The sequence below is a fragment of the Sphingobacterium sp. GVS05A genome, assembly GCF_019969845.1.
Taxonomy (GTDB): Bacteria; Bacteroidota; Bacteroidia; order Sphingobacteriales; family Sphingobacteriaceae; genus Sphingobacterium.
The window spans coordinates 305587-328641 of record NZ_JAHXYR010000007.1 but is presented as its reverse complement, the minus strand read 5'-3'; the positions used below and the strand labels follow the sequence as shown (position 1 = coordinate 328641).

The window sequence follows — 23055 nt, the reverse complement described above, 5'->3', positions numbered from 1 at the left end:
AATGTTTAAAAAAATATTAATTGCAAATAGAGGAGAAATTGCCCTGCGCATCATCCGTACCTGCCGTGAGATGGGTATCAAAAGTGTTGCAGTGTATTCAACCGCAGATCGAGACAGCTTACACGTAAGATTTGCTGATGAAGCGGTTTGTATTGGCCCTCCGCCGAGTAAAGATTCTTACTTAAACATTCCGAATATTATTTCTGCGGCTGAATTGACAAATGCAGATGCTATTCACCCAGGATATGGATTCTTGTCTGAGAACGCACGTTTTTCGGCAATTTGTGCAGAGTATGGCATCAAATTTATTGGTGCTACCGCTGAGCAGATCGAAAAAATGGGCGATAAGTCCCGTGCAAAGGATACCATGAAAAAGGCTGGTGTACCTACTGTACCGGGATCAGATGGTTTGATCTCAAACGTAAAAGAAGGTATCGTATTAGCTAATGAAATAGGTTACCCTGTTATTATCAAAGCTACTGCCGGTGGTGGCGGTCGTGGTATGCGCATCATCTGGAAAGACGAAGAGTTTGAACCAGCTTGGGATTCTGCTCGTGTTGAATCTGCTGCAGCATTTGGTAATGATGGTATCTACCTTGAAAAATATGTTGAGGAACCCCGTCACATTGAATTCCAGATTGTAGGTGATCAGTTTGGTACAGTATGTCACTTGTCAGAACGTGACTGCTCGATCCAACGTCGTCACCAAAAATTGATCGAAGAATCTCCTTCTCCATTTATGACGCCTGAATTAAGAGCTGAAATGGGTGAAGCTGCTGTGAAAGGTGCAAAAGCTGTAAACTATGAAGGTGCTGGTACAATCGAGTTTTTGGTTGACAAACACCGCAACTTCTATTTTATGGAGATGAATACACGTATTCAGGTAGAGCACCCTGTAACAGAAGAAGTGATCAACTTCGATCTGATCAAAGAACAGATCAAGGTTGCTGCTGGTATTCCGATCTCCGGAAAAAATTATGAACCGGAAATGCACGCGATCGAATGTCGTATCAACGCAGAAGATCCGTTCAACAATTTCCGCCCTTCACCGGGAAAAATCACTAACTTTCACTCTCCGGGAGGTCATGGTGTGCGCGTAGATACACATGTATATTCAGGCTATACCATTCCACCAAACTATGACTCTATGATCGCTAAGTTGATCACTGTAGCACAAACACGTGAAGAAGCGATCTCTACCATGGAGCGTGCATTGAGCGAATTTGTAATTGAAGGTATCAAAACTACCATTCCTTTGCACCTGAGATTAATGCGTGACCCTAACTTTAGGGCAGGCAATTTCACAACAAAGTTCATGGAAACATTTGACCTAACTGAATATCCTGTAGAAGATTAAATAAAATTATCTTTACATACATAAAAAATACCATTCTTTACAATAAGAATGGTATTTTTGTTTCCAAACAATTTTTATGAGTACACCAAATTCGAAAGATCTAATACAAGCTATCAAAAATAAGGGGAAGAATATAGAAGCCGAGATGTCTTTCTTTGACCATCTTGAGGTCTTAAGATGGCATTTGGTTCGTTCAGCTATTGCAATCTGTATCTTTGCAGGTATCGCGTTCACATTCTACGATTTTGTCTTTAAAGATATTATCATGGGCCCAAAAAATCTGGATTTTTGGACCTATCGTATGATGTGTAAAGCCGCTGAGGTATTCAATTTAGCTGATTTCTGTGTCAAGAAGATACCTTTTAATATTATCAATACGGAATTGGCGGGGCAATTTATGCTCCAGATCAACTCCTGCTTGTTAATGGCTTTAATGATGGGTTTCCCTTATCTTCTATTCGAAATTTGGTTGTTTGTAAAACCGGCATTGACAGATGTAGAAAGACGCTCTGCCCGTGGGTTTGTATTTTACGCTACAGTATTATTTGTTTTAGGCGCCCTTTTCGGATACTATATTGTTGTACCATTATCCATCAACTTTCTAGCGAATGTATCCTTAAGTGATGAAATCGTCAACCAGATTACGATAGACAACTACCTATCTACTATTGCGACATTGACATTAGGCTGTGGGATTGTATTCCTGCTGCCGATCATGGTATTTATTCTGTCTAAAATAGGTATTATGACACCTGAATTTATGCGTGCCAGCCGTCGTTATGCAACAGTAATTATTTTGCTTATTGCAGCCGTAATTACACCTTCTGCAGATATTATCACCATGTTGACCGTTGCTGCGCCGATGTTCTTATTGTATGAAATAAGTATCATGGTCTCCGCGGATGTCAAAAGAAAAAAATTAGCACAAGAAAAATAAAATAACAATAGAAATGAGCAGCGTAAAGAAAATTGCGATTGGAAGTGACCATGCAGGTTTTGAATACAAAACAGCATTGGTTAGCTTTTTAAATGAATTGGGTTATGAAGTAACCGACTTTGGAACAAACTCCCCAGATTCAGTCGATTACCCAGATTTCGCACATCCGGTCGCATCGGCGGTAGAGAACAAAGATGCTGATGCCGGTGTATTGATCTGTGGCAGTGCCAACGGTGTTGCGATCACAGCCAATAAACATCAAAATATCCGTGCCGCAATCTGTTGGTTGGAAGAAATTTCGGCATTGGCACGTCAACATAATGATGCCAATGTGGTATGCGTCCCAGCCCGTTTTATCGATCTTGATCTCGCTAAAAAGATCGTATCAACTTTTATGACAACCGAATTTGAAGGTGGACGTCATGCCAATCGTGTCAATAAAATAGCTTGCAGCTGTTAATAAATTAACATATTTTAAGAAGCGGATGAAGGGTAATATATACTTTTCATCCGCTTTTTTAGTTATATTGTGTACTGATCTAAGGTGGTCAAGGCTAGCATTGTTATCACTTCATATTTTTATGAACATAATAATAGGCTGTTGTTAATTGTTATCCTGTGATTATCTGATATACATAATATTTTAAACGATAACAAAGTATTGCGTTTAGTGCAGCGACCAAGCTTACAGCATTAGGATCTCGATACGCAATACTACATACTAAATACGAAATGAAGAAAATACATAACCTGATTTGGGTAGCGTTTTCTGTGGTGAGTTGTGCTCAGGCACAGGATGTCAGCACCAAATATGCGAATGAAATCACTGTAGAATCGACACAAAAACATCTACGAACGCTTGCTTCGGTGGACTTTGAAGGAAGAGGAACAGGACAGAAAGGTGGTCAGTTGGCAGCGGACTATATCGCAAATGAGTTCAAAAAATACGGACTTTCAGCACCCGTCAATGGATCATATTTCCAGCCCCTACAGCTTATTCATAATAGTTTTAAGGTCAAGCAATTTACGATCAATGACCGACCTTTCCAAAATGGGAAGGATATTTTTGTCATTGGAAACAACGAGGAGAAACTCTTTGAAAGCAATGAAATAATATTCATTGGCTATGGAATTGATGATCCAAAGTATTCCGATATCACGGGCTTAGACCTGACCAATAAAGTTGTCCTGTTATTGAACGAAAGTGAACCTACGGATGATAAGGGAAATTCATGGATCACCGGGAAAAAGACTCCATCTGACTGGTCGACAAGCAGGAATAAGAAAATTAAGGAAATTCTCAAGAAGAAACCAAAGTTGGTGTTGGCTGTCAACAGCCAGCTATCCCAATTGCTTGAAGAGGCAGGAGACCGCGCGACAGAAGGTCGTTATAACCTGGCTATAGATCAGCCTGCACCCGAAAAGTCACCCATGATCCCAGTCGTCAACATAACGGATCATGCGGCGAATTATATCTTTAATCTTGCACGTACAAATCTGGCCGCTGTTGTCGGCAAAATCAACCGTTCTGGACAAGCTAATTCTTTTGTGATTAACACCAATCTTAAGGCCGACTTCGGTACAAATGCAAAACCTTTAGCTGACCCAAATATCCTGGGATACCTGGAGGGAACTGACAAAAAAGATGAAATTGTTGTCATTGGTGGACATTACGATCACGATGGCAAAGATTCCAAAGGAAATATCTTCTTTGGTGCTGATGACAACGCCTCCGGAACAACCGCCGTGCTGGAACTTGCCCGCAGTTTTTCCCGTGCAAAAGCCGCTGGTAATGGCCCAAGACGCAGTATCCTTTTTATAACCTATGCGGCTGAAGAAAAAGGCTTACTAGGTTCTAAATTCTATACCGAAAACCCAGTTTTCCCACTGGCAAATACTGTTGCCTGTATCAACATCGATATGATTGGCCGTGTAGATGATAAGCATCTAAAAGGGAATCATGACTATATCCATGCGATCGGTTCAGACAAACTGAGTTCTGAACTTTATCAGATCAATAAAGATGAAAATGAAAAAAACACCAAACTGGAAATAGATTATATGTATGATAATCCAAAGGATCCAATGCGTCTGTATTACCGGTCAGACCATTATAACTTTGCAAAGAAAGGCATACCATCCATCTTCTATTTTTCGGGCCTCCATCCGGACTATCATACACCGGCGGACACCTATGACAGAATTGATTTCCCATTAATGGTCAAACGGGAGAAGTTGGTCTTTTTCACGGCCTGGCAGATTGCCAATAGAGATGGACGATTAATTATTGATAGTAATAAAGAATAACAGATCAGCTTTATCGCAAAAAAGAAGTCCCAGATGTCAAACTCTGGGACTTCTTTTTTTTGGTTGACAAGCAGAACAAAGCGCTTAAAAATTTGTTATATTTATTACAAGACAGCAAAATACATATGGCTTTTGTAGATTACTATAAAGTGCTTGGCATTGATAAAACAGCTTCGGCCGATGATATCAAAAAAGCATATCGAAAATTAGCGCGTAAATACCATCCTGATGTAAACCCGAATGATAATGAGGCTAAACAGCGATTCCAGGAGATTAATGAAGCAAATGAGGTATTGTCCGATCCCGAGAAACGCAAAAAATACGACCAATATGGCGAACATTGGCAGCATGGAGAGGAGTATGAAAAAGCGCAGCAACAATACCGGCAATCCCAATCTGGTGGTGGCAATCCCTTTGGTGCCGGAGGAAATCCATTTGCTGGTAGTGGCGGTTCTCAGGAATATACCGGAAATTTCGATGATGGCCAATTCTCGGATTTTTTCGAACAGATGTTTGGAAGCCGACGTGGCGGTGGTAGACAAAGTACTTTTCGCGGGCAGGACTTTAATGCCGAATTGAGTTTAAGCCTCCAACAGGCCTATACAACCCATCAACAAACCTTTAATATCAATGGTAAAAGCATTCGTATTACAATCCATGCGGGTGTAGAGGATGGACAGAAAATCAAATTAAAAGGATACGGTAGTGAGGGGATCAATGGAGGTCCAAAAGGAGATTTATACATTACAATCAATATTACGCCAGATGCAAATTTCAAGCGTCAAGGAAATGATTTGTATACTTCACTGGATGTAGATCTCTATACAGCGATTCTAGGCGGAGAGGCTACCCTTGATACCTTTGGGGGTAAGATCAAATTAAAGATAAAACCTGAAAGTCAAAATGGAGCAAAAATGCGGCTCAAGGGCAAAGGTTTTCCTATTTATCGGAAAGAAGGTGAATTTGGAGATCTCTACGTTAGCCTAAATATCAAAATGCCCAGCAATCTTTCTGACGAGGAAAAAGCGCTGTTTCAACAATTGAAGGATTTAAAGCAATAATATTATGGAAACGACACTCATAAAGGTGATAGACTTCTGCCAGTCCAGAAAGGTTGAAACAACTTTTCTACAGACCATGGAGGAATATGGACTCATACATATTGTCATCCAGCAGGAAGAACAATACATCGACGAAGATGAACTCAAGAAACTTGAGCGTTTCTCAAATCTATATTATGACCTGGAAGTAAATCCACAGGGAATTCAAGTCGCCCATCACCTATTGGATAAGGTCGAGCAACTTCAGCATGAAATTCTACAGCTAAAAAATAAATTAAAAGCCCTGGATTATTAGTCCAAGGCTTTAATACTTCTTCATAAAATAGAATAATTAGAATACCACATCCTTCTCTGTATTGATTTTGGTCTGCCAGACGATTTTATCTTGCAGCGTTGTATAAAGAATTTCATAGTCTCCTTTACAAACGACGAAGGATCCAAAAAAATCATTTGGTTTCATTAGCCGATAGACTACCAATGTGCGCTTCCCTTTAACCTTTCCGTATGCTTTCATCAGCATATATCCGGTTTTATTAATCTTCTCTTCAGGAATCTTATAGTCCAGATGTGAACGACTTCCATCATCAGGGCATTGTATCTCAGTCCGACTCGGCGTAAAAACATAGCGGTCCCGGTACATTGCGACATTGGATTGCACAATATCCTTCGCCCAGGCTATATCATTGAAATCAACCGGAAGTAAAAAGATCATACTGACCATCTTTTCCTGCCAAAGCCGATCATTGAACGGAATGACAAAGTGCAATAACTTCTTCCCTTTAAATTCACCTATGCTGTAGAAATAACGTCCCTCCTTGTTTTCCTCTCGTTGGAAAGTGGTCAAGTCTAGTAAATGACTTTTCTGACCTTTAACATTCGGATAATTGTTCATCACAGCAAGCATATCATAGTTATACCTCCCTTTCAGGCTTCCAGTAAATAAGGCCTTATAAGCTGTATCCAGGTAATTTAGATGCTTGAGTACTTTTGTGTATTCAGCCTTGACCTTGCTTACATTGATCGGTCCGGTATTAGTATTCCAGTTTTCTTCATTTAAAATATCATCTCCTAGAAAAACAGCGAGTTCCTTATCAATATTGATGAAATATTCATCCCCTTCCACTGTATAACCATTAGGTACGACCTGATAAGATTTGCAGGACAATAGCACAAAACACAGAGACAGGACAATCAACACAAGTAACGTTCTCTTCTTTCTAAACATCCGATCGATCTCCTATGATTTAATCTTTTGCACCTTTACACCCTCCCAACGATAAACATTATAAAGATCTGCATTCCTCTTCATTACCCTTAACGTCAGTTCATATTGATTTTTAATTGGACTACCGTCAAGAATACCAGGTTTCCACTTTGTTCCAAATTGCAACAATCGAACAAGCTCATCACCCGCCTTCGTACTAGGAGTACTAATTACTTTAAAATTATTCAGTTGTCCATTTTTTTGGACGACAAACTGCACAACGACGTTCCCGTCTTCACCTGTCGAATTTGGATTATAATTCTTTATGACATAATCTCGCAGGGCCAGCATTCCCCCCACAGGTGCAGAAGTCACATCCACCCGGGTATAATTTTTTACATAGCCGCCGTCTGACTTAAATTTGAAATAAAAAGCTGCCTTTGATTCCACGGGGCGACCATTCTCTAAACCGGGTTCCCACTTAGTCTGTGACAGCAATTTACTTGCCCGGTCACGAAATTCTTGACCGAGATCAGAACCAACTATTAGAGACTTTATGCTGCCGTCGGAATTAATGATGAAAAAACTCTCAATCACTGGATCAGCATCTTTATTGGATATTGCTCTTGGCATTTTAAAATTTTTGGCAAACCAAGTTCTCAACCCTTCATAACCAAGTTTTGGTTCAGCCCATACCTTACCAGATTTGTTTGGCTTATCTTCTCCCTGACTCAAGTTTAAACGGATAGGTAATGTATAAGCAACACGAACTTTTCTACCATTTTGCACTCCGGAACTCCATTTCTCTGCACTTCTCATTAACTTCAATGCAGCTTCGCCGGTACCGTAGCCCAACTCTTTTTTGATTTTGAGATCCGTTAAGCTTCCATCCCGCTCCACGACAAATGAAATTTCAATAATACCATTCACTGCATTTTCCAATGCGGCTTTCGGATAATCATAGTTGTTGGAAACCCAAGTCATAAATTTACGCATTCCACCAACTGGTTCGGGAATAACTTCTGGCTTTGAATAGATTGTGTCAGTACCAAAGTTTATTCTATCAAATTGGATCAAATCACCACTGCTACTGCCTAATGTAGCCTTGCCCCCGAATTCAAGTTGCGCAGGTATAGTTGAAGCGGTCCCTTTCGATTCAGACACTTGATTCCCCACAATTAGCCTTTCACTGTCTGTGGCCAGATCTTTTACTCCTGTGACCTCCACCTGATTGATCGAACTTTCTACATCGGAGACGATATCCTTTGCACGCGTGGTATTGAATACCAGTGTAGACCCTGCTACAACCAGTAGCATCGGTAATACTGCGGCATATAACAAACGCTTTTTCCGCGCTGACTTATTCTTAAATAACATCATAATTCTTTTCTTTAAAAACGAATGATTAGAAAACTCGTGCGCCAGTGGCAGATGATCTACCTTTAGGGCATGAGCGACCAGCATTTCGGCATAGGCCACCTTGTCTGTCGAACAGATTTCGTCGGCAATACATTCATGCTGGAACTTTAACTCCTTTTGAAAGAAATATAAAATCGGATTAAACCAGTTGAAAATTTTCAACAGCTCCATCAAAAGCAAATCATAAGAGTGCCCCTGACCGACATGAACACGCTCATGTGACTCGATACTACTACTGTCTTTAATGGACTCCCCAATGATGATTTTATTGAAAAATGAAAAACTTAGATAATCATGTTCATGACGTAATGCGCGAACCAACTGTATCACCCGAAACAGCAGAAATATACAAGCTATTGCAACTCCTAGCCAATACATATAGGCCAGGATGTCTATCAAATAAATGGGCTGCTCCTTGGGGCTGCTGATGGCGATATCCATATATCCATTCAAATCCACCATAGGTATGGAATACGCTATTAACTCGGCTTTCGGTAATTCAATAAAAATCCCGATTGGTGCCAAGAGCGAGAAAAATATCATCCCGATCAAATAGACGCGATTCCATTGAAAGAAGGTAAGTTTTCGAAAAATCAGCCTATAGAGCGCAAAGCTGATAATCAATGAAACATTGACAATCAATAAGTAAATCATAATCAAAAGTTTATAAGAGGTGGTTGTTGTTATTTATTCCGTTGGATGATCGAAAGAATATCGTTTAATTCTTTAACATCCAATTTATTCTCTTCCAGAAAATAAGAAAGCATACTTTTGGGAGAATTATCAAAATAATTATTCAACAACTTACCAGTGATTCCTTTTTTATACTCCTCTTTTGAAATCTTCGGTAAATACTGATGGCTTTTACCAAAAGATTCATGCGACACAAAACCCTTGGTTTCGAGAATACGCACTATCGTTGAAACTGTATTATAAGCAGGCTTCGGTTCAGGCAGTCGGTCAATGATATCTTTGACAAAACCACGTCCCATTTCCCAAAGCTCCTGCATGATCTGTTCTTCTGCTTTAGTCAATTCTTTAAAATCTTCCATAACTCCTTAATATTAACAGTACTGTTGTAATCGATTACAATACAATTATATAACTAAAGAAATAGTTTTACAACTATTTCTTTAGTTATATAATTAATATATTGAATATCAGATAAATAAAATTTAACCAAATACTTTTTTATAACAAATTAATCCTCAAAACTTCGTCTACGTGAAGCTTTCAATTGGGATTGTTGTTTCTTCCGATCTAATCTTTTCAGCACACTGGAATAAGGCATTTTGGTTTTCTTTCTTGGTTTGGTGGGCACTAGCGCATCTTTCAATAGGTTAAGAAAACGATCAATGGCTATTTCTTTGTTTCGTACCTGTGAGCGGTCCGTATCCGATTCCAATTGCAATATTCCCTCTTTATTAATACGATTCGAAAGCTTCTCAGCCACCACAGCCTTTTCTTCTGCCGAAAAAATTGCAGACTGCTCCACATTCCATTGTAGGGTAACTTTGGAGGATACCTTATTGACGTGTTGTCCCCCTGCTCCTCCCGATCTTGAAAATTTAAAGGTCAGCTCCCCTATTAATCCTGTTATATTCATTTATTTTTAAACGCTTCTTCTATTTTTTCCATTTTCTGCAACAGGAAGCCCAATTTTTCTACTTGGTCACGCTGCACGTCAACGAGTTCCTGCTCTTTTCTAATAATAAGGTGATCAATTTTCTCATGCAGTTCCCTGATTTCAAGCTCGGCCTTCAGATTAACCATATAATCATTCCGCGCCCGCTCGCGATCCTTGGCCTCTTGTCTATTTTGGCTCATCATAATCACCGGGGCCTGCAGTGCAGCCACACAGGACAAAATAAGATTGAGCAAAATAAATGGATAAGGGTCAAAACCTTTATTATTTAACCAATACATGTTGACCGCGATCCAGATCAGCAAAAATACAACGAAAGAAATAATGAACGTCCAACTTCCTCCAAATTCAGCTACTTTGTCTGCGACACGTTCACCTACCGAGGCTGCTGTTACTCCATCGTTATCCATGTTAGCGCTAATGACCTTGTTGTCCTTAAAGCTCTGTATAACTTGTTGATCCAGCTGGCTGAGTTGACCCGACTCGTCTTTTAAAAATTCAGTAATATAAGCTTCCTTAAACCGTGTCAGCTCTGTCGCGGAAATATATTTATCTTTCCCAAAATTTGGATATTCCTTCCGTATTAATTTAAAAATGGGTTGTCGAATAGAGGCGCCCAAAATACGTTGTTCCAAAGGGAATTGCTGCCCTGAGATATCACTGGTAAAATTGTCCATATACCGCTTAAATGTCTACTTAAAGATAATGCTTTTTAAGTAATCAAAAAATTCACAAAACTATGGCAATTGGTTTTTGTTATTTTAGGCATAAATAGTCGAAATTTGCAACACAAAAATTAGAGATGAAACCATCTTGATTTATTCCATCCAATAAAGGCTGATTAAATCTGGTTGCTTCATCTGCTTTAAAAATCAATTCATAAAGATGAAAATAGGCATTGTTTGTTATCCCACGTTTGGTGGCAGTGGTGTTGTGGCAACGGAATTAGGAAAGGCTTTAGCAGCCAATGGACATGAGATCCATTTTATAACCTACCGACAACCTGCACGCCTAGATTTCTTTTCGGAAAACCTATATTACCACGAAGTTGCAGTATCTCAATATCCACTTTTTGACTTTTTACCTTACGAATCAGCGCTGGCCAGTAAACTGGTTGATGTCGTACGTTTTGAGAAGCTGGATCTGATCCATGTGCATTATGCCATTCCCCATGCTTCGGCTGCATTCATGGCAAAACAAATATTACTGACGACCTATGGTATTAATATCCCTGTAGTGACCACACTTCATGGTACAGATATTACACTGGTTGGAAAAGATAAAAGCTTTAGTCCTGTCGTCACCTTCTCGATCAATCAGTCAGACGGTGTAACCGCAGTTTCACAAAATCTAAAAGATGAAACACTCCGGTATTTTGATATCTCCAGAGATATTAAAGTGATTACCAACTTCATCGATCTCGATCGATTCAGCAACAGGGACCGCTCCCATTTCAAAAAAGCGATTGCTCCGGGCAATGAACGGATCTTGGTCCATACCTCCAATTTTAGAAAAGTAAAAAATACGGAAGATGTCATCCGTATATTTAAGAAAGTACATGATGTCATCCCTTCCAAACTATTAATGGTTGGTGATGGTCCTGAACGACGCAATGCGGAGGAACTGTCCAGAGAATTGGATGTATGTATGGATGTTCGTTTTTTGGGTAAACAGGATGCTGTTGAAGAAATCTTGTCCGTTTCCGACCTTTTCTTGATGCCTTCGAGCTCCGAGAGCTTTGGTTTGGCGGCCTTAGAGGCAATGGCTTGCCAGGTTCCGGTTGTTTCATCCAATACAGGCGGATTGCCCGAACTGAATGAAAACGGTGTAACGGGATTTCTGAGCAATGTGGGCGATGTGGACGATATGGCCAAGAATGCAATCTATATTTTGGAAGATGCTGACAGGTTGGAGAAATTTAAAGAAGCAGCATTAAATCATGCAAAAAAATTCCAATTGTCCAATATCATGCCTTTATACGAACAATATTACCGCGAAGTGATTGATCAAACAACAAAAGCGCAATAAATATCATTTTTGACCTTAAGGGTTGAAAAAAAAATTTTATCTTTGACCTTTGGAAAATTTCCAAAAAAACAATTATGAAATACAAACGTATCTTATTAAAACTTAGCGGTGAATCCTTAATGGGTGACCAAAGCTATGGTATCGATATTAACCGTGTATCACAATACGCTAATGATATCAAAGAAATTCACGATCAAGGTTTAGAAATAGCAATTGTTATCGGTGGTGGTAACATTTACCGCGGTTTGAGTGCTGAAAAATCAGGGATGGACCGTGTTCAAGCAGACTATATGGGAATGCTTGCCACTGTAATCAACAGTATGGCACTACAAGATGCTCTTGAAAAAGTAGGGAAAAAGACACGTTTGCTAACGGCTATCAAGATGGAACAGATCTGTGAACCATTTATTCGCAGAAGAGCTGTACGCCACTTGGAAAAAGGTCGTATTGTTATTTTCGGAGCTGGTACCGGAAACCCATATTTCACGACGGATACAGCAGCTTCTTTGCGCGCGATTGAAATCAATGCCGATGCTGTACTAAAAGGAACACGTGTAGATGGTATCTATACTGCTGATCCGGAGAAAGATCCTAGTGCAACAAAATTCGAAGAAATCTCATTCACGGAGGTATATGAAAAAGGATTAAATGTAATGGATATGACTGCCTTTACCCTTTGTCAAGAAAACAAATTACCCATCATTGTATTTGACATGAACAAACCCGGCAATTTATTGAAACTTGCCAATGGTGAACATGTCGGAACTGTGGTAAAATAATTAATATCTGTAAAAAACGTAATCTTATATGAACGAACTAATTTCAATTGAATTGGACGATTGTAAAGACAAGATGTCCAAAGCAGTTGCTCACACGGAGTCAGAATTAACAAAAATTCGCGCCGGTAAAGCTTCTCCATCTATGTTAGATGGTATTTCAGTCGATTATTATGGTAGTGCTACTCCGCTTTCACAAGTAGCTAACATCAATACAACTGATGCTCGGACTATTGTCATCCAACCTTGGGAAAAATCGCTCATCAACGCAATTGAAAAAGCAATTACGGATGCTAATCTTGGTGTCAACCCACAGAATGATGGTATTGTGATCCGTTTGAATATCCCGCCTTTGACAGAAGAAAGAAGACGTGACTTGGTGAAAAAAGTAAAAGAAGAGACCGAAAGAGGCCGTATAGGTATCCGTAACATCCGCAAAGATACCAATGAGTCCATCAAAAAATTAAAAAATGATGGTGCCTCAGAAGACGAAATCAAAACCGCTGAAGGGGAAGTCCAAAAATTGACTGATGCATACATTGTAAAAGTTGATAATCTGTCTGAACTGAAAGAAAAAGATATCATGACTGTTTAAGTTCTTATTCTTAAACACACAAAACGAGGATGTTCAAAGCTTGGATATCCTCGTTTTTTTATTGCTGTTTGTATCCTTCCCCCCTCCACGTGGCAAATATGCAATTTTCAGCGGGTTTATTTTCACTTTTACGCAAGCTCTTTCCTATTTTCTGGTAGTTCAATATTATCCTTTCACAAAAATATTCCGGTATGTTTTATTGATTTTTGAACAAAATAATTGTACATTGTACACTAACACATAATCAGTTATATGATGAACAATTCTCGCCGTCAATTTTTAAAGCAAGCTGGAATAGGTCTTTCGGCAGCTTATCTGATGCCCAACTTGATATCTTGTCAAAATAAAATGGGTGCTGTCAGTGACAATCCATTGCAGAATATAGGGGTACAGCTGTATTCCATACGTGATTTGATGGATAAAGATCCGAAAGGTTCTTTGGAGCAGGTCGCAAAAATTGGTTACAAACATGTTGAGCTTTATGGCATAGATCCTACGGCCAAGCAGTTCTGGAAATTATCCTATAAAGAGCTAAAAAAGATTCTGGATGACAATGGCCTAAAAACGCACTCAGGTCACTATGATATGTCTAAATATCTCAGTAAATCACATACCGATAAAGAAGATTTAGCGGTGTACTTTGATGCGGCAAAAGAACTCGGACAGGAATATGTGATTGCGCCAGTGACACCGATGTTCGACATTAATGCACTTAAAAAAGATGATTATCTCTATGCTGCTGAACAGCTCAATAAGGCTGGTGAACAAGCAAAAAAGATGGGGCTAAAGGTTGCTTACCACAACCATTTTTGGGAATTTAGGGATTTAGGAAACAATGCTACAGGTGAAGATGTCATGTTGGCTTTTACGGAACCTGATCTTGTCGATTTTGAGCTTGATCTTTTCTGGGCCGAGAAAGCTGGGAAAAACCCTATATCCATATTTGAAAAATTCCCCAATAGATTTAAACTATGGCATGTCAAGGATATGGACCGTACAAAATCTAATCCAATCGAATGGCCTAAGGATGGTAAATTACCTGTTGAACAGATCTTTAAAGATATCAGATATACCGAAGTTGGTACCGGAAGTATCCCGTTCCCCGAAATTGTCAAAGAAAAGGTTAAATCGGGTCTGAAATACGCTTTCGTAGAGCAAGACGACATCTACATGCCTAACAAGATGGAAAGTCTTAAGAAAAGCTACGATTACGTTCAGGCAAATCTTATCAAATAAAAAAGGGGAGCATTGCTCCCCTTTTTTATTTGATAAGATTTTATTAGAATTGTGTATCCTCTACTTCGACCGCAGTTTCAATCACTTTACGTGCTAATTCTTCTTTAAAATCAATAATATTTTTGCTTATTGTCTCATCATGCGTACCTAGGATCTGAGCAGCCAATATACCCGCATTTTTTGCAGCATTTAGCGCAACTGTTGCTACAGGGATGCCATTCGGCATCTGCAAGATGGATAGTACCGAATCCCACCCATCAATAGAATTAGATGATTTTACAGGCACACCGATTACAGGCAAATGCGTGATTGAAGCCACCATTCCAGGTAAATGCGCAGCACCACCAGCTCCGGCAATAATTACTTTCAAACCACGGAATGCGGCATTTTTAGCATAATCAAACATACGTTGCGGCGTACGGTGTGCCGATACGATTGTTACTTCAAATTCTACTCCAAGGACTTTCAGGACATCGATGGCATCCTGCATAACAGGAAGATCGGATTTACTTCCCATGATAATGCCTACCTGGGCCTTATTATTGACTGACATAGTATTATTAAGCTTTAACTTTTAATATTTCTTGTACTTTTCTTGCGTTGGAGATGGCTTTATCACGGTCATCATTGATGATGCAGATATGCCCCATCTTGCGGAATGGTTTTGTATATTTCTTGCCATACAGATGTAAATAGACTCCTTCCATCGCCAACACCTCTTCTACTCCATCATATTTTGCTAAGCCCTCATAACCATCCTCGCCCAGTAGATTGATCATGACAGCGTTTGTCCGGCATCTTGTATCACCCAAAGGTAAATTGAATATCGCTCTTAGATGCTGTGCAAATTGAGAAACATAATTTCCCTCAATCGTTTGATGACCGCTATTATGTGGGCGCGGTGCCAGTTCATTCACCAGAATATCACCATTTTTCGTTAGGAACATTTCCACAGCAAGTAAACCGACGATCTGCAGATCATCCGCGATTTTCTTCGCAATTGCTTCTGCACGTTGCTGGATCTCTACCCCATATAATGATGGTGCGATAAGAAACTCCACTAAATTAGCTTGAGGATTGAATTCCATTTCCACCATTGGAAAAGTGGAGATATCACCTCTATCGTTACGTGCAACAATAACAGCGATTTCCTTTTCAAAATCTACCCACTCTTCAATCAAACTCGGCTCTTCAAAGGCATCCTGAATATCCGCTTCAGTAACGATCTTCTTGACACCTTTTCCATCATATCCATCCCTACGTAGTTTTTGAATGTAGGGTAAACTTAACGAAGCATTTGTTAAATTATCTTTAGTTGATATCAATTGAAATGCAGAAGTCGGGATATCATTTTGTTTAAAAAACTGTTTCTGTAATCCCTTGTCCTGGATCAGGCGAATAATACGCGACTGTGGATAAACAATTACCCCCTCCTCTTCCAGTTTCTCCAATGCATCTACATTTACTTTTTCGATCTCGATAGTAATTAAATCCAGGTCTTTACCAAAATTATATACTGTCTCAAAATCACTCAATGAACCACATTCAAATTTATTGCACAGTTTACGACAAGGAGCATTCTTATCGGGATCCAGTACATGAACGTTTACATTGTAATTAATGGCTTCCTGGATTAACATTCTTCCGAGTTGACCACCACCAAGAATGCCTAATTGCAGTTCGCCATAAAAATCTTTTGCCATAATTGATTCTAAAATCTTATAAAATTTATCTTTTAAGCTTTTTCCTTGAACAACAGTTCGCCCAATAAGCTTTCTTTATCTATCTTTTTTTGCAGTTCAATAAAAGCACCTATCAGTGCTTCCGGACGTGGTGGGCATCCCTGAACATACACATCCACCGGGATAATCCGATCCACCCCCTTCACTACGTGATAACCATGCTGCCAATAAGGTCCACCACAATTAGAACAGGATCCCATTGAGATTACATATTTAGGATCAGGCATCTGTTCGTATAGTTTTTTTATACGATCTGCCATTTTAAATGTGACTGTACCAGCAATAATAATAACGTCTGATTGTCTCGGTGAGGGTCTAGGAAAAACACCCATCCGATCCAGGTCGTAAGTTGAAGCCATAGCTCCCATCATTTCGATCGCACAGCAGGCAATACCAAAACTCATTGGCCACATCGAGGAAAGTCTTGCCCAGTTTAGCAGATCATCTAATTTGGCAACAACGACACCATTATTTTGTAGTTGACTATCTAAACTCATGCTTACTCAGGTTTTTTTAAATCGAGGTTTAAAAGCAATCTTTGGAGCTGCTGTCACTTCTTGCGCAACAGTATTCGCCACGACCACATCCGCCGGCTCCCTGTAATTCCGCACTTGATAGCTGCTATTGTTCAATGTTGAATAAGCACTTTGAGGAATATTTACAGGAACCTTAGGTAGAGACACATTGGGTTTCACCCATTCTAAATCACCTTTTTTCCAGACGAAAACCAATCCCAAGATCAATATACCGATAAACATGGCCATCTCAATCATCGTAAACCATCCCCATCTACCATCGGCGGCAATGTATTCCGATTGTCCAAATACTGTAGCCCAAGGAAAAATAAAGATGAGCTCAACATCAAAAAGCAGAAACACTAAAGCGATGACATAAAATCGAGGATTGAATTGTACCCAAGAGGACCCGATAGGATCTTCGCCACATTCGTAAGTACCAGATTTAATGGGATTATTCTTTTTGGGAGAAATTAAACGTGCTAGAAAAATGGTCGCACAGACTAACAATGCCCCTATCAGAAGAATGATAAGGATTTTGCCGTATTCCGATAATTGCGCGGGGTCATCCATAATAATTACAAATTTAACAATTATTTCGTTTACTCTAGCTAGGAACTTGAAATTACAAATTATTTATTAAAAAAATGGGGCATTGTATGCGTACAATGCCCCATCGAATATAACAATACATTAAAATTACATTTTCCCAGGCATTTTAGGCATATTGCGCATCAGCTTAGCGGCCATTGCGGGATTAGACATTTGTTTCATTACTTTACGCATGTCACCAAATTGCTTCAACAATTTGTTTACTTCGTTGATATCCGTTCCTGAACCTTTCGCAATACGCAAACGACGTTTTTGATCTATTACATCTGGGTTTTCGCGTTCAAAAGGTGTCATAGAATCAATGATTGCTTCAATAGGTTTGAATGCATTATCATCGACTTCAATATCCTTCATTGCTTTTCCTACTCCAGGAATCATGCCCATCAAATCTTTCATATTACCCATTTTTTTGATCTGTTGGATCTGGGATTTGAAATCATTGAAATCAAATTTATTCTTACGGATTTTCTTTTGAAGCTCCGCAGCTTGCTTTTCGTCAAACTGTTGTTGCGCACGCTCCACCAAAGATACGACGTCACCCATACCCAAAATACGGGAGGCCATACGATCTGGATAGAAAACATCCAATGCATCCATCTTCTCTCCGGTACCAATAAACTTAATTGGTTTATTGACAACAGATTTAATTGATAAAGCAGCACCACCGCGTGTATCACCATCTAATTTGGTCAATACGACACCTGTAAAATCAAGACGATCGTTGAATGTCTTCGCTGTATTGACTGCATCCTGACCAGTCATCGAGTCAACAACAAATAAGATCTCATCTGGTTTTGTCGCTTCCTTAACAGCAGTGATCTCCACCATCAAAGGCTCATCTATGGCCAGACGACCAGCAGTATCGATGATAACAACATTATGACCATTGCGTTTTGCCTCTTCAACACCTGCTTTCGCAATAGCAATCGGATCCGTTGACGCTCTATCAACATAAACAGGAACACCAACTTGTTCAGCCAGCACTTCCAATTGATCAATCGCTGCTGGACGATAAACGTCACCTGCAACCAACAATGGTTTTTTATTCTTTTTATCTTTCAGGAATAATGCCAGCTTACCAGAAAAAGTTGTTTTACCGGCACCATTCAGACCTGCGATCAAAATAACCGTAGGATTTTTACCAATCTCCAACTCTGTGACAGACCCACCCATCAATTCTGTCAACTCATCATTCATGATTTTAGTCAACAACTGACCCGGAGAAATACTTGTCAATACATTCTGCCCTAAAGCTTTTTGTCTAACATCATCTGTAAAAGTTTTAGCAGTCTTGTAATTCACGTCGGCATCCAACAATGCTTTGCGAATTTCTTTCATCGTTTCAGCAACGTTGATTTCGGTAATACTGCCTTGTCCTTTTAATACCTTAAAGGCCCTATCTAGCTTATCTTGAAGATTTGAAAACATAAAATCTGAATCTTATTCTATATAAACAGCAAAGTTAAAAAAATTGTCTGTAGTAACCTCATTAACACCCCATAAAAAATGCGACTATTAAAAATAATCGCATTTCTTTGTATACTCGAGTTACCTAGCCACTCATTAGTCACTCCTACGCCCACCAAATAAGATGGAAGCATAGTATAAAAGTGTCACCAAGGCACTCAAAGCAGCAACGACATAAGTCATAGCAGCCCATTTTAATGCATCTTTAGCACCCTCATGTTCCTCACCATTATAAGTAACGCCGGCATGGTTCAACCATTCTAAGGCTCGGTTTGACGCATCAAATTCCACCGGAAGCGTGATGAACGAGAATATTGTTGTGATCGCCAAGGCACCTACACCTACCGCTAACAACCATGGATTACCACCTTTGGAAAATGCAAATAACATCACCCCGAGCATTAATACCCATGAAGTCAGTTTGGAGGCCGCATTGACCATTGGTACCATCGCTGAACGAAAACCCAACCATTTATATGCTTTCGCGTGCTGGACAGCGTGACCACATTCATGGGCCGCTACCGCTGCTGCCGCTACACTGCGACCACTATATACTTCAGGACTCAAGTTGACCGTTTTATCCGATGGATTGTAATGATCGCCCAGGCGATCAGGAATCGACAATACCTTCACATCATATATACCGTTATCATTGAGCATTTTCTGCGCAATTTCAGCACCAGAAAGTCCATTCCCCAATGGCATCTCTGAATACTTCTTAAATTTGTTTTTAAATCTTGTCTGGACAATTAGGCTTACCACCATTATTCCAATAAATAAAATCAAGTACATAGCTTTTTTATATTTTTATCGTTATTCTCTTTTTAATAGTTTCTATATAATCATCAAACCTCATTCCAATTCCTATAAATTGATAAAGGCATGAACTTCTAAGATAATAAAAAGCTTATAACTGACAAAAAGAACAATTTCTTCTGATGCCGACATGACATTGTAGCATAAAAAAGGGAGTGAAAAACTCACTCCCTTTGCTTGTTATTTTCTTAATTATACTACTTATTCGATTATCCCATCTGAAAAACCAAATCAGAGCCTTCTATCATTTTACGTAAATTACTCAATGCATAGCGCATTCTTCCTAAGGCGGTATTGATACTCACCTCTGTTATCTCAGCAATATCCTTAAAACTCATATCACAGAAGTGGCGCATAATTAAAACCTCTTTCTGATCATCGGGCAGTTTCTGGATCATTTTCTTTAAGTCGACATCGACCTGTTGTTTCAGCATTTTAGATTCAGCGCTTTCATCACTGAATTCCAATACTTCAAAAATGTCGAAACCATCCGCATTAACAATATTTGGAGCCCGTTTGGCTTTTCTAAAAAAGTCAACGATCATATTGTGGGCAATACGGATAGCCCAAGGCAAGAATTTACCCTCTTCATTGTACTTGCCTGATTTTAATGTGTTGATGATTTTAATGAAAGTCTCCTGGAAAATATCTTCAGCAAGATATTCGTCTTTTACTTTCATATATATAGAGGTATAAATTTTCGATTTATATCGATTCAACAATGCCTCTAGGCCGGACTCTTGGCCCCCGACATACATTTGGATCAATTCTTGATCACTCTTACTTTTCAAAAGTCTCATACGTCACTTACTTTTTTAGCAGTTCGCAAATAAATTATCAGTTCTGTTGTAAAATGTAAATGTTTAGCGTATAGTGTTCCTTTCTTATTGTAAAACAATCAATTAATAGTATTTCAAAGTACCGTAAAATTATTGAGTAATCAAATTATTACATTTCAATTTAAGACTTTTTAACATTTAGAAAGGTAAAAACTCCGCCCCTTAACAAAAAAAGCTCCTGACAAAATACTCAAGCCTGACTCAATTTGCGCGTTGATTAACTGTGATCCAAATTCGTAACTAACAGGGACTTTATAGGGACCTCATTCGGACCTTGCCCGGACTTCATTCGGATAAAAGCGTATAAAGTACCTATTAATCCCCTATTATATTAGGATAAAATACCTTTTAATTAAAAGGTTGGTATACAGTTGCCCGCAAGATAGTACGGCCTTACTTCATAGCAGATACGGAGCATAAAACTTAAAAAACAAATGCATTAGCTCGCATGTGGCAGAGCAAGTACACGGTGGGTGTCGTATAAGATCAAAAACGAAAAAAGCGGAATCACCCTAAGATGATTCTGCTTTTCTATATGATAAAGACTTGTCTTATTTATACAACGGGAATTCGGCCATCATGGCTTTCACTTTACCATGGATCTTATCCAATTCAGCATCATTGGATGCATTTTTCAATGCCTCATCAATTAACTCTCCGATTTGAATAATATCATTTTCTTTGATACCACGAGTAGTGATTGCGGCAGTACCGAAACGTACACCTGAAGTTACAAAAGGAGAACGTGTATCAAAAGGAACCATATTTTTATTGGTTGTGATACCTGCTTTACCTAATACGGCCTCAGCTTCTTTACCAGAAATATCCTTGTTACGTAGATCAACCAACATCAAATGGTTATCTGTACCACCAGAGATAATCTTATAATCTCGCTCAACGAAGAACTGTGCCAATGCAGCTGCATTTTTCTTCACCTGAACGATATACTCCATATACTCGTCTGATAAAGCCTCTCCGTAAGCAATTGCTTTTGCAGCAATTGTATGTTCCAAAGGACCACCTTGCGTGCCTGGGAAAACAGCTAGATCCAACAACTGAGTTATCGTACGAATTTCACCTTTAGGCGTTTTGATACCCCAAGGGTTTTCAAAATCCTTACCAACCATAATCATACCACCACGTGGACCGCGTAGGGTCTTGTGTGTTGTAGTTGTAACGATATGACAATGAGGAAGTGGATCATTCAATAAACCACGAGCGATCAAACCTGCAGGATGAGAAATATCAGCCAAAACAATCGCACCGATTTCATCAGCAACTTTACGGATACGGGCATAGTCCCAGTCACGGGAATAAGCTGACGCACCGCAGATAATCATTTTTGGTTTTTCACGAAGTGCCGTTTCTTCCAACTGTTCGTAGTCAATCAGACCTGTATCTTCTTTTACACCGTAAAATAATGGTTGATAGATCTTACCAGAAAGGTTTGCCGGTGATCCGTGAGTCAAGTGTCCACCATGAGATAAATCAAGACCTAAAATTTTGTCTCCAGGTTTGATTGTCGCCAAAAAAACAGCCGCATTTGCCTGTGCTCCAGAGTGAGGTTGAACATTTACCCATTCTGCGCCAAATAATTGCTTTGCGCGATCAATTGCGATGGTTTCAATTTCATCCACAACTTCACAACCTCCATAGTAACGTTTTCCTGGGAGGCCTTCTGCATATTTATTTGTCAACACTGAACCAGCAGCTTCCATCACTTGTTTTGAAACAAAGTTTTCCGAAGCAATTAATTCAATACCTTCTTCTTGGCGTTTCAGCTCATCAGCTATTAAATTAAAAATGGCTTGATCTCTTTCCATTGTTTTTAAATGTTGTAAAGTAAATTTTGTTTTTATTTTAATGCCTCAAAGATAGCATATTCCATAAAGAATATCGACAAAAAGCCATATTTTATTAAATGTTCTTAGAAAAATGGGCTTATTTATGCGAATTAGCTAATTAACGGAGCCTCCGTTTAACTCCTAATTGGAGTCACCCAATCCAATAGAAATCGAATGTTTTGTAAATGTCAAAAAATCTATGGCGGGCGATTTGCGATTAAAAATATGTATTTTTGCTAAAGAATAGGCTAAAACATTATTAAAATGAGCACAGAACATACAGCAATTGCTCCTGTTACCTTAACGCAAGGGGCAATCAAGGAACTCAATAAATTAAAAGATCAGCAAGAAATTTCTGAAGATTTTGGTTTACGTGTCGGTGTAGAAGGTGGTGGTTGTTCAGGTATGAGTTATATCCTTGGTTTTGACCAGAAAAAAGATGGAGACAGCGAGTACGAAATTGAAGGAATCCGCATTTTTATGAACAAAGCACATGGCTTATACCTTGCAGGCATGGAAATTGACTTCAAATCAGGACTTGACGCAAGAGGTTTTACTTTCAATAATCCAAATGCAAGCAGTACTTGTGGTTGTGGAAGTAGTTTTTCAGCATAAGTTGAAATTTACACATATTCGAATGAATAAGGGATTGCGG

Annotated in this window: 24 protein-coding genes; 11 read left to right on the top strand and 13 right to left on the bottom strand. The window is 39.2% G+C overall.

Going from position 1 to position 23055, the window contains the following annotated elements:
* The first annotated feature begins 1 nt into the window (after position 1).
* From accC to LC454_RS18605, 6 genes are all read left to right on the top strand, one after another.
* Positions 2 to 1357 carry an acetyl-CoA carboxylase biotin carboxylase subunit gene (accC, locus tag LC454_RS18630; RefSeq protein ID WP_223583946.1) on the top strand — a complete coding sequence of 452 codons (1356 nt, stop codon included), beginning with the start codon at positions 2 to 4 and terminating at the stop codon, positions 1355 to 1357.
* Between the two features lie 76 nt (positions 1358 to 1433).
* Complete coding sequence (gene tatC / locus LC454_RS18625) at positions 1434 to 2294, top strand: twin-arginine translocase subunit TatC (protein WP_223583945.1); 861 nt, start codon at positions 1434 to 1436, stop codon at positions 2292 to 2294.
* 13 nt (positions 2295 to 2307) lie between these two features.
* Positions 2308 to 2754, top strand: a complete 447-nt coding sequence (rpiB, locus tag LC454_RS18620; protein ID WP_223583944.1) for a ribose 5-phosphate isomerase B — start codon at positions 2308 to 2310, stop codon at positions 2752 to 2754.
* A 272-nt stretch (positions 2755 to 3026) separates the two neighbouring features.
* On the top strand, positions 3027 to 4601 hold the full coding sequence (locus tag LC454_RS18615; RefSeq protein ID WP_223583943.1) for a M28 family peptidase: 1575 nt from the start codon (positions 3027 to 3029) through the stop codon (positions 4599 to 4601).
* A gap of 125 nt (positions 4602 to 4726) precedes the next feature.
* Positions 4727 to 5662, top strand: a complete 936-nt coding sequence (locus LC454_RS18610) for a DnaJ C-terminal domain-containing protein (RefSeq protein ID WP_223583942.1) — start codon at positions 4727 to 4729, stop codon at positions 5660 to 5662.
* A gap of 4 nt (positions 5663 to 5666) precedes the next feature.
* Positions 5667 to 5957 carry a chaperone modulator CbpM gene (locus LC454_RS18605; RefSeq protein WP_223583941.1) on the top strand — a complete coding sequence of 97 codons (291 nt, stop codon included), beginning with the start codon at positions 5667 to 5669 and terminating at the stop codon, positions 5955 to 5957.
* Between the two features lie 36 nt (positions 5958 to 5993).
* Here the strand turns inward: LC454_RS18605 and LC454_RS18600 are convergent, their stop codons facing one another.
* From LC454_RS18600 to LC454_RS18580, 5 genes are all read right to left on the bottom strand, one after another.
* On the bottom strand, positions 5994 to 6887 hold the full coding sequence (locus LC454_RS18600; protein WP_223583940.1) for a hypothetical protein: 894 nt from the start codon (positions 6885 to 6887) through the stop codon (positions 5994 to 5996).
* 12 nt (positions 6888 to 6899) lie between these two features.
* Entirely contained in the window at positions 6900 to 8939 is a 2040-nt protein-coding gene (locus LC454_RS18595) for an energy transducer TonB (protein WP_223583939.1), read from the bottom strand.
* A gap of 29 nt (positions 8940 to 8968) precedes the next feature.
* Entirely contained in the window at positions 8969 to 9337 is a 369-nt protein-coding gene (locus LC454_RS18590) for a BlaI/MecI/CopY family transcriptional regulator (protein WP_223583938.1), read from the bottom strand.
* A gap of 149 nt (positions 9338 to 9486) precedes the next feature.
* Positions 9487 to 9891, bottom strand: coding sequence for an alternative ribosome rescue aminoacyl-tRNA hydrolase ArfB (gene arfB / locus LC454_RS18585; RefSeq protein ID WP_223583937.1), 405 nt, complete (start codon positions 9889 to 9891; stop codon positions 9487 to 9489).
* Complete coding sequence (locus LC454_RS18580) at positions 9888 to 10607, bottom strand: DUF1003 domain-containing protein (RefSeq protein ID WP_223583936.1); 720 nt, start codon at positions 10605 to 10607, stop codon at positions 9888 to 9890. Before LC454_RS18580 ends, arfB begins: the two co-directional genes overlap by 4 nt.
* A 208-nt stretch (positions 10608 to 10815) precedes the next feature.
* On the opposite strand from LC454_RS18580, the gene bshA reads away from it, so the two are divergent.
* From bshA to LC454_RS18560, 4 genes are all read left to right on the top strand, one after another.
* Positions 10816 to 11958 (top strand): N-acetyl-alpha-D-glucosaminyl L-malate synthase BshA, encoded by a 1143-nt coding sequence (bshA, locus tag LC454_RS18575; protein WP_223583935.1) that lies wholly within the window; start codon positions 10816 to 10818, stop codon positions 11956 to 11958.
* 74 nt (positions 11959 to 12032) lie between these two features.
* On the top strand, positions 12033 to 12737 hold the full coding sequence (gene pyrH / locus LC454_RS18570) for a UMP kinase (RefSeq protein ID WP_075991132.1): 705 nt from the start codon (positions 12033 to 12035) through the stop codon (positions 12735 to 12737).
* A gap of 28 nt (positions 12738 to 12765) precedes the next feature.
* The gene (gene frr, locus LC454_RS18565) at positions 12766 to 13329 is read left to right on the top strand and encodes a ribosome recycling factor (protein ID WP_223583934.1); all 564 of its coding nucleotides are present in this window, start codon (positions 12766 to 12768) and stop codon (positions 13327 to 13329) included.
* Between the two features lie 252 nt (positions 13330 to 13581).
* Entirely contained in the window at positions 13582 to 14565 is a 984-nt protein-coding gene (locus LC454_RS18560) for a sugar phosphate isomerase/epimerase family protein (RefSeq protein ID WP_223583933.1), read from the top strand.
* A 43-nt stretch (positions 14566 to 14608) separates the two neighbouring features.
* Here LC454_RS18560 and purE read toward each other — a convergent pair whose 3' ends face one another.
* The 8 genes from purE to glyA form a co-directional block, all read right to left on the bottom strand.
* Positions 14609 to 15118, bottom strand: a complete 510-nt coding sequence (purE, locus tag LC454_RS18555; RefSeq protein ID WP_223583932.1) for a 5-(carboxyamino)imidazole ribonucleotide mutase — start codon at positions 15116 to 15118, stop codon at positions 14609 to 14611.
* 7 nt (positions 15119 to 15125) lie between these two features.
* Complete coding sequence (locus LC454_RS18550) at positions 15126 to 16268, bottom strand: 5-(carboxyamino)imidazole ribonucleotide synthase (RefSeq protein WP_223583931.1); 1143 nt, start codon at positions 16266 to 16268, stop codon at positions 15126 to 15128.
* A gap of 32 nt (positions 16269 to 16300) precedes the next feature.
* Positions 16301 to 16804, bottom strand: a complete 504-nt coding sequence (locus tag LC454_RS18545) for an NADH-quinone oxidoreductase subunit B (protein WP_223583930.1) — start codon at positions 16802 to 16804, stop codon at positions 16301 to 16303.
* Between the two features lie 6 nt (positions 16805 to 16810).
* Positions 16811 to 17395: an NADH-quinone oxidoreductase subunit A gene (locus tag LC454_RS18540; protein ID WP_223583929.1), complete on the bottom strand. Its 585-nt coding sequence runs from the start codon at positions 17393 to 17395 to the stop codon at positions 16811 to 16813.
* A gap of 126 nt (positions 17396 to 17521) precedes the next feature.
* Positions 17522 to 18862 (bottom strand): signal recognition particle protein, encoded by a 1341-nt coding sequence (gene ffh, locus LC454_RS18535; RefSeq protein WP_120261578.1) that lies wholly within the window; start codon positions 18860 to 18862, stop codon positions 17522 to 17524.
* 135 nt (positions 18863 to 18997) lie between these two features.
* Positions 18998 to 19693 (bottom strand): zinc metallopeptidase, encoded by a 696-nt coding sequence (locus tag LC454_RS18530; protein WP_223583928.1) that lies wholly within the window; start codon positions 19691 to 19693, stop codon positions 18998 to 19000.
* Positions 19694 to 19926: 233 nt separating this feature from the next.
* Positions 19927 to 20475 (bottom strand): RNA polymerase sigma factor, encoded by a 549-nt coding sequence (locus LC454_RS18525; RefSeq protein WP_408022393.1) that lies wholly within the window; start codon positions 20473 to 20475, stop codon positions 19927 to 19929.
* A gap of 632 nt (positions 20476 to 21107) precedes the next feature.
* Entirely contained in the window at positions 21108 to 22379 is a 1272-nt protein-coding gene (gene glyA, locus LC454_RS18520) for a serine hydroxymethyltransferase (RefSeq protein WP_223583927.1), read from the bottom strand.
* A gap of 285 nt (positions 22380 to 22664) precedes the next feature.
* On the opposite strand from glyA, the gene LC454_RS18515 reads away from it, so the two are divergent.
* On the top strand, positions 22665 to 23015 hold the full coding sequence (locus tag LC454_RS18515) for a HesB/IscA family protein (RefSeq protein ID WP_223583926.1): 351 nt from the start codon (positions 22665 to 22667) through the stop codon (positions 23013 to 23015).
* Positions 23016 to 23055: the final 40 nt, after the last annotated feature.